Source organism: Calditrichota bacterium, from assembly GCA_013151735.1.
Classification (GTDB): Bacteria; Zhuqueibacterota; JdFR-76; order JdFR-76; family BMS3Abin05; genus BMS3Abin05.
The window spans coordinates 1-8,334 of the sequence record JAADHR010000160.1; the positions used below are offsets into that span (position 1 = coordinate 1).

General features: G+C 52.9%; 5 protein-coding genes. 3 read left to right on the top strand and 2 right to left on the bottom strand.

All coding sequences use genetic code 11. The annotated features are described in order from the left end of the window. The 3 genes from GXO76_11375 to GXO76_11385 all read left to right on the top strand — a co-directional run. On the top strand, positions 1-714 hold a 714-nt coding region (locus GXO76_11375; GenBank protein NOY78457.1), incomplete at its 5' end, for a beta-galactosidase. A gap of 867 nt (positions 715-1,581) precedes the next feature. Continuing rightward, positions 1,582-4,320: a hypothetical protein gene (locus GXO76_11380; protein ID NOY78458.1), complete on the top strand. Its 2,739-nt coding sequence runs from the start codon at positions 1,582-1,584 to the stop codon at positions 4,318-4,320. Positions 4,321-4,573: 253 nt separating this feature from the next. After that, entirely contained in the window at positions 4,574-6,028 is a 1,455-nt protein-coding gene (locus tag GXO76_11385; protein NOY78459.1) for a sodium/proline symporter, read from the top strand. 52 nt (positions 6,029-6,080) lie between these two features. Here the strand turns inward: GXO76_11385 and GXO76_11390 are convergent, their stop codons facing one another. Further along, a complete protein-coding gene (locus GXO76_11390) occupies positions 6,081-7,478 on the bottom strand; it encodes a HAMP domain-containing protein (protein ID NOY78460.1) in 1,398 nt (465 codons plus the stop codon). Further along, on the bottom strand, positions 7,475-8,149 hold the full coding sequence (locus tag GXO76_11395; protein ID NOY78461.1) for a response regulator transcription factor: 675 nt from the start codon (positions 8,147-8,149) through the stop codon (positions 7,475-7,477). The genes GXO76_11390 and GXO76_11395 overlap by 4 nt, the downstream gene beginning before the upstream one ends. Between the last annotated feature and the right edge of the window lie 185 nt (positions 8,150-8,334).

The window sequence follows — 8,334 nt, forward strand, 5'->3', positions numbered from 1 at the left end:
CTGAATCACTTAAAGGAAACCGTGGAGTCCGTGGAGACAAAAAAGCAACCCGACGGAGCCTTTGAAATTTTGGTCAAGAAAACGGTTTCGGGAACAGATTCCGCAGGCTTTCACTGGACGGAGAAGGTGACCCTTTTTGGAAACGGCGTGATTTCCGTGCAAAACCACGTGGAGCCGTTTGGAAAGTTACCGGACGAGCTGCCAAAGCTTGGGGTGCAATTTGTGCTGCCCGAAAATCTGGAAAACCTCATTTGGTACGGGCGCGGCCCCCAGGAGAACTACCCCGACCGAAAGACGGGTGCCGCCGTGGACGTGTACCACAGCACTGTGACGGCTCAGGTTGTTCCCTACGTGCGGCCGCAGGAAACCGGCAACAAAGAGGACGTCCGTTGGGTGGCGCTGACGGACGCAAAGAAAAAGGGGCTGCTGGTGGTGGCCGATTCGCTACTTTCCGTCACGGCGTTGCATTTTACCGCTAACGACCTGGACAAAGCCAATCACATTGACGAGCTGACGCCGCGAAAAGAGGTGTTTCTCTCCCTGGACGCCAGGCAATTGGGGTTGGGCAACGCGAGCTGCGGGCCGCCGGTGTTGGAAAAATACGCGTTCCATCCCCGGCCCGTGACGTTTGAGTTTGTTTTGCTGCCCTACGAACCCAAAATGGGGCGCTTGCAGGACGTGGCCCGGCAGGCCAAAGCCTGGGCAAAACGGTAGAGGTGTATTCGCCTTCCCTTCGACTCCGCTCAGGGATCGGCGAATACTCGGTGACCGATATCGTTCAATTTTCGAGGTGCACACCGTTCCCTCGAGTACGCTTGAAAACCGGACGCACGTACCGAAATTACCAACGCTCCCTGAGCGGAGTCGAAGGGAGCGTTGGGCGGTGGCCTCGACACATTTGCCCGTCCTTCTACAAGCTCAAAGAACAGACGGCTCACTCGGCTGCGGGTTTTATTCCGGTCATGGAGGTGTTCGATGGCGTCCCCGAGCCTCCCGAAAGAATGTGCACGCGTCGAGTCTACGTGATGAAGTTTTTCTACACATGTTCAACGCCTTTGGCGTTGTTTGGGGTTGTATCAAAAATCCATTTTTTAGGGATAAAATAAAATGAATTTGTCATTGCGAGCGAGTGCGCCCCAGGCGCACGAGCGAAGCAATCTCCTCTCTGGAAAAAACACGTACAGCAAACGAAATTGCCAATGTGCTCCTCAGGAGATTGCTTCGTCGCTCATTCTTCGCTTCTCGCAATGACAGGTGCTTATAATTTGGAATTTCTTCCCTTTGCGTCGTCGTAGCTTTGCGGTGAATTTTGGAAATAGAAAACATCCCCCTATGGTCCCCCTTCGAAGGGGGACGTTCGAGGGTAGCTGAACCAACGAAAAAATGGCTCTTCTAATTTGGAATGATTTTTACTGGGTGAGATACCCAAGTTTGAACTGGCAATCAACCCGCTTCCGCTTTGAAGGGGGATGTTTTTGGCCAATGAAACGCACGAAAAAAATCACCCAATACCCGTGCGAAGGTTGCCAACCTTCGCAAAGATAAAGAAAATGGTCTAAATGACAAAACGAGGAAAAAACAATGAAAACATTTGTTACCGGTATTTTAGTGGGTTTGGTTGTTTTGGCGAGCGGTTTTTTTGCTAACCGCTTGTTGGCGCAAACGAGTGCCAAAACGCACTTCACCCTTCAAAACGAAAAGGTGAAACTGGGCGTTCTCATTCAAAACAAACAACTGGCCAAGGACTGCCTCCGCGTTTTGCCGGATTGGGCGGCTTCGTTCCACACACAGCCTGTGGTCCTGCACACGGACGCGGATTTTGCCCTGAACGTCATGTGGACGGGCTGGCACGCCCCGGGGAAAATCAACAATGCGGAAAATCCGGTCGTTTTCACCAAAAAGGATTTCCGCTTCGAGCGGGCCGAAAAGGACACCCTTTCAAACAGGGAGCAGCGTCTTGTGCTCTATTTTAAGGGGACAAACAACCCCTTTCTGCTCAAATTGACCTATTCGCTTAAGCCAAACGCCTTTTTCGCCCGGCGCACGCTGGCCGTGCGGGACACCGTGTTCGGCCTGCACTTCCTGCGAAAAGTGGCTTCCCGAAAGGGACGGATTTTGGCGCCTGTGACCATCGTGAAATCCGGCAGTTTCGGCCAGCCGGCGGCTTTTACGCTGGGCCAGGGCGGCGGTTTTTTCGGATTGGAATACCCCACGTCGGAAAACCACCTCGCACCGGCGGACAAGAAGTCGGCTGACCTGATCTGCAAAGAAATTATCGGTAAACGCATTCAAAAAGACTGGCTGGAAACCGATCCGGTGGTGGAAGCTGTTACACCCAATGCGTTTGTTAAACACTGGTTTTTCACCTATTTGGAAGACATTCGGGTTACCACCCCCCAGCCCTACATTTTGTACAATAGCTGGTACGATTTGCGATCACCCCTCATGGTCAAGGACTCCTCCCACGTCATGAATGCGGAAAACATTCGAAAAATCATCCACCTGTTTAAAACCAACATGGTGGACAAGTACGGCATTCGCCTGAACGCCTTTGTGCTGGACGACGGCTGGGACATCTACCGGAGCGATTGGGTCCTGCGCAAAAAGCAGTTTCCCAACGGACTCAAGCCCATTTCCGACGAGCTGGAAAAAATGGGGACGCATCTGGGCATCTGGTTTGGGCCCATTGGCGGCTACTCCTACCGCTCCTGGCGGGTCGGCTGGATGAAACAGCACGGCTACGAGACCGTAGACGGCGAGATGTGCCTGGCCGGAAAACACTACAGCCAGCTTTTCAAAAAACGGGTGGTGGATTTTGTGGAAAAGGACGGCGTGCGGTTTTACAAATGGGACGGCATTCAATTTTCGTGCAGTCAGCCGGACCACGGCCACAAGATTGGAATCTACTCCCGGAAAGCCGTCATGGACACGGTGGTTACGTTGTGCCGGGCGGTTCGTGCACACCACCCGGACGTGTACCTGAATATCACCTCCGGCACCTGGTTGAGTCCCTGGTGGCTGCGTTGGGCGAACCAAATTTGGATGCAAAGCTCCGACTACGGCTATTCGGATGTCCCCTCCATCAGCCGCCGCGATGCCGCCATGACCTACCGCGATCTGTCGCTGTACAAGGATTTTACCAAAGAAGACCTCTGGTTCCCCATTTCCAACATGATGACCCACGGCATTATTAAGGGAAATCTCCAAAAATTGGGCGGCCAGGAAGAACCGCTGGACAAATTTACCAACAACGCCCTGCTCTATTTTGCCCGCGGCGTGTCCATGTGGGAGCTGTACATTTCTCCCGATTTACTCACGGACGGCGAATGGCAGGCGCTGGCCCAGTCCATTCGCTGGGCAAAAGATCGCTTCTTCATTCTCAAACACACGGAAATGGTGGGCGGGGATCCCGGCAAGAAGGAGCCCTACGCCTACGTGCATTTTTCAGGGTATTGGGGCATTGTAGCCGCCCGCAATCCGGGGATCGAGCCCAAGAAGTTGGTGCTGCGACTGGCGCCGGAAATGGGGTTGAATCCGGAAGCCGCTTCGCTGGTGGTGGAACGGGTGTACCCCGATCACTGGGTGTCGCCGGATTTGGTGGCCGCCGGTGTCACACTGGAACTGCCGCTCCAGGGATTCGAAACAGCCGTGTACGAGATTTACCCCCTTGGGGCGGCCCAGGAACCCCTGCTGGGCGGCGCCACGTACGATTTCCGGAAAACAGGGGCACGCACGTTTGACCTGTCCATTTTCAAAACCGGTGACGCACTCCGCTGGCTGAATCCCGAACAATTCGCTTCTCCGTTTCCACCGGCGCAGTCACTGAAGCAGGCCAATGTTTCGGCAAAAAGTGAGGTTTTCGTGTCCGATTTTCGCCTGCAACCGAAGAAACGCCGCGCGAAAATCGAGGGCCGTTTGCACTTCAAGTCGCCGGTAACCGGCGGCAAACTGGCTGTTTTGCTGGTCTCGGATGCTTCTGCGGCGGGCAAGTGGCTGCCGAGGGCTACGGCCAAAATGGATGGAAAAACCGTACAGGCAAAAAAGCAAACCCAGAAGGGGCGCTGGAAATGGCTCCTGTACCCGGTAACGCCGGGCGAAACGGCCTTTCGCATCACGCTGGCGGTGGACAAAAAACACCCGGGCTGGCAGGGGACGGTTTCCGTTTGGTTTGTGGGAACCGAACAGCCCGGGGCGCGGAAAATTTCCATTCAAACGCGGGAGGTTATGCCCGATCTTCGTCCCATGCCACCGCACCCGCGGCCGGAAGGGCAGTTTGATGTCACGGTGAAATTAGGGGAGGAAACAATTCGATTAAAATAAATGTGTAGGGGCTGTATCACAAGTTTAAAACTACAGTTGTGAGACTCATTTTTATAAAACCTGTCATTGCGAGTGCGCCTGGGGCGCACGAAGTTGGAAATGCGCCTGTGGCGTGCAATCCCATTATTTACAATATATTATGAGATTGTTTCGTCGCTCATTCTTCGCTCCTCACAATGACAAGTATTTATTTTTTTCGAAAAAAAGAACTTTTGATACAGCCCCTGTAGAAATTGCAAAGGAGGAACCACGCATGGAATACCAGACGCAGATTCTTGTGGTTATGGTCGGGTACCTGGCTCTGTTGATTTTGTGGGGATTGTACCAGGGACGAAAGGTGAAAACTGACAGCGACTACGCCATTGCCGGACGGAACCTGCCCGGTTGGGCAGCAGCGCTTTCCGAACGCGCCACCGGTGAGTCCTCCTGGGCACTGCTGGGACTGCCGGGTTTTGCCTTTGCCGCAGGCCTCACGGGCATCTGGACGGCGGTGGGGTGCGTGGCGGGTATCGTGACGGCCTGGGCAGCTATTGCCTGGCGGCTCCGGGATGAGGCCGAGCACTACCAGGTGAACACCTTTTCCGAATACATTGCCAAAAGGCACCACGAATCCGAAAAATGGATTCGCACCGTTAGCAGTTTAACCATCGTTTTCTTCTTTTTCTTCTACGTGGGTGCCCAGTTTTTGGGCGGCGGGAAAACCCTGCACACCCTGTTCAATCTGGATCCCCGATGGGGTATGCTCATTACGGCGGCCATTATTGTGCCGTACACCGTGTACGGCGGATTCCAAAGCGTGGTGTACACCGATGTGATTCAAGCGCTGGTCATGATTACGGCGCTCATTTTGGGACCGGTTGTGGGGATCATTGTCCTGGTGCACCGTCCTGACGTGTTTGCCCATTCTATTCCACAGGCACTGGCGCAGGCCGGTCCAAAGTACCACAGTCTTACCGGAGCGGCGTCAGGATTTTCACTGGGCGTCCTCATTGTCGGGGGACTCTCCTGGTTTTTCGGCTATTTGGGGGGACAACCCCAGCTCAGTATGCGGTTCATGGCGATTAAAAATCCCCGTCAGGCGAAAATCGGGCGGAACATCGGCATTCTCTGGACGATTTTTGCGTACATCGGGGCCCTGTCCATTGGATGGATTGGCCTGGCTCTGTTTGGGCCGAACGGTCTGAAGGACCCGGAGTACGTGATGCCGAAGGTCATGCTGGAACTCTTTCCGCCGGTTCTTGCGGCCATCTTAATCACCGGCGCCATTGCAGCGATGATTTCCACGGCCGATTCGCTCCTGATTCTCTCCTCCACGGAATTGTCGGAAAACATCCTTAAACCTCGGGATGGGGATGGCCGGACGTCCCGTCAGGATTTGGTACGCTCCCGCATTGTTACCGCCTTTTTGGCTGTGATTGCCCTGGGTGCCGCCTACATGTCGCCTTCCAAACTGATTTACACTCTGGTCGGGTACGTTTGGGCAGGCATTGGCGGAACGTTCTCGGTCGTGATTTTGCTCACCCTGTTTTGGAAACGCTTTCACGGGAGGGCTGTTTTGGTAACCATTGTGACCGGCATGGTCTTTACGATTATCTGGATCAGCTCCGGACTGGACGCCAAAATCACGGCACGCATTATGACATTTGTGGTCGCCGGGGTCGTGGCGGTCATTGCAACACTGGTATTACCGAAAAAACAAAGGGCATGAACACCACAGATTCCCAACCTGAGACGGTGGCCAATGGATTGACCGGGCGATTCTAAGATGCCGGAAACACCACCCGCACGGTGGTACCGCTGCCTTCTTCCGATTGAATGTCGATTTGGGCCTTGTGGGCATCCACAATCCATTTTACAATGCTCAGGCCCAGCCCGCTCCCTCCAATTTTGCGGGAACGGGATTTGTCCACACGGTAAAAACGGTCGAACACATGCGGCAAATCGGATGTCGGAATACCCATGCCGGTGTCTGAGACGCTCAAAATTACGTGGTCTCCCGTACGGGAAACATCAATCACAACCTCTCCTCCGGGCTCCGTATACTTAAGGCTGTTGTCTACCAGATTTTTAATCACCTGTTCAAGGCGTTCGGCATCTCCGATTATGACTGCGGATTGGTCAAAGCGGGCAATGAGGCGAATATTTTTTTGTCTGGCCAGAAAACTGAGTTCAGCCACAACGCGCTCGGCCACATCCAACAGATTAACGGGTTCCATTTTTAGATGAAGCTGGCCTGCATCAATCCGGGATAAAAAAAGCAGGCTTTCCACGATACGCGCCATGTAATCGGCTTCTTCCAGAATACGTCGAAGGGTTTCTTTGTAGGCCTCTGGCTTGCGATCGGCCCGCAGAGCCACTTCCGATTCCCCCTTAATCACCGTCAGCGGGGTGCGCAGTTCATGAGAGGCATCGGCTGTAAATTGCTTGATCTGCCGAAAGGAGGTATCCAGACGGCGGATCATCTCATTGAACACATCGATCAGTTCCTGTATTTCCTGTCCGGCTCCGGAAATGGCCAGCGGTTGATTCAGGCGGTGAACGGTAATGGTTTGGGCGCGCTGAGTCAAATCTTTCAGGGGACGCAGACTTTTGCCGGCCAAAAACCAGCCGCCAAATCCTGCCAGAATCAGAAGAATCGGGACAAACAGCAAAAGTGCCATACGCAGCCGGCTGACCGGCCGTTGAATGGATTCCAGCGACATCCCGACAATTAAAATGTACTTCAGGCTTCCCCGCCAGCGAAAGGGAACGCAGGCGTAGCGGATGCCCTGTTTTCCCGGAAATTGCCGGGTACCGAAAACCGTTTGTTGGCGGAGCAGCTTTTTCCACTGTTCGGGAGTCGGCGTCAGAGAAAAATCGCCCAAATTTAACGATTTGACCAGAATTTGCCTGTCCGGATTCATAATCTGAATAAATTTGGGCAATGACGAGGATTCAAAATAGTCCATTTCTTGAATCTCCGAAAGATCGATATGCCCTCCCGATTCCTCAATACTGTGCTCCATGGCGGCTGTCCGCGTGAGAATAGCCTGATCAAGGCCCCGTTTCAGATTCTGGTGGAAATAGGCCAGGAGTGTGGCACTGAAAATCGCCAAAATAAGGAAAAGAATACCCGAGTACCAGAGCGTCAGGCGGGTACGAACCGTTTTGATTTTCATGATTCCACCTTTAACATATAGCCCACGCCTCGAATCGTATGAATGAGTTTTGTTGAAAAATCCCGGTCAATTTTATTGCGCAAATAATTCATATAGACATCAATCACATTGGTTTCCGGGTCGAAATGGTAGTCCCACACATGTTCGGAAATCATTGTACGCGTGAGGATTTTGTTGGGATTCTGAAGAAAATATTCCAGCAGGGCAAACTCCTTTGGAGTGAGTTGAATTTCACGATCGCCCCGAAATACCTGGTGAGTGACCAAATCCACTCGTAAATCGGAAAAGCGCAGCAGAGTGGAGGCCGTCCGATACTTTCGGCGCAGCAGAGCCCGGATCCGGGCCAATAGTTCTTCAAAAGCAAAGGGCTTGGTCAGGTAATCGTCAGCCCCCTTGTTGAGACCGCGGACTTTGTCTTCAAGCGTGTCCATGGCCGTCAGCATGAGAATGGGAGTCTGGGGATCGTGCGTGCGAATGGCTTTCAGCACAGAAATACCATCCAATTTGGGCAGCAAAATATCCAGAATAATGACATCGTACTCGAAATCCCGGGCAAAATCCAGTCCCTGTTTGCCGTCTTCGGCTACATCCACGGCAAACCCCTCTTCTTTGAGACCGTTTCGAATAAACCGTGCCACCTTGGCATCATCTTCAACCAGAAGAATACGCATTATACGACTCGTAATTTTGGTGCTTTACTGATTTTTAAACCCATTGAAAAGGTACGCATTTCCCTTTTACTTCGCTCTTGAAATGTGTTTTTCAGGGGCAGCAGGAACCTTCTTAAAAATCCAAACGCCCAACATCGCCAAAAAAAGAGTGACAATCATGGGAAAAACCACCCAGAAGGTGACCA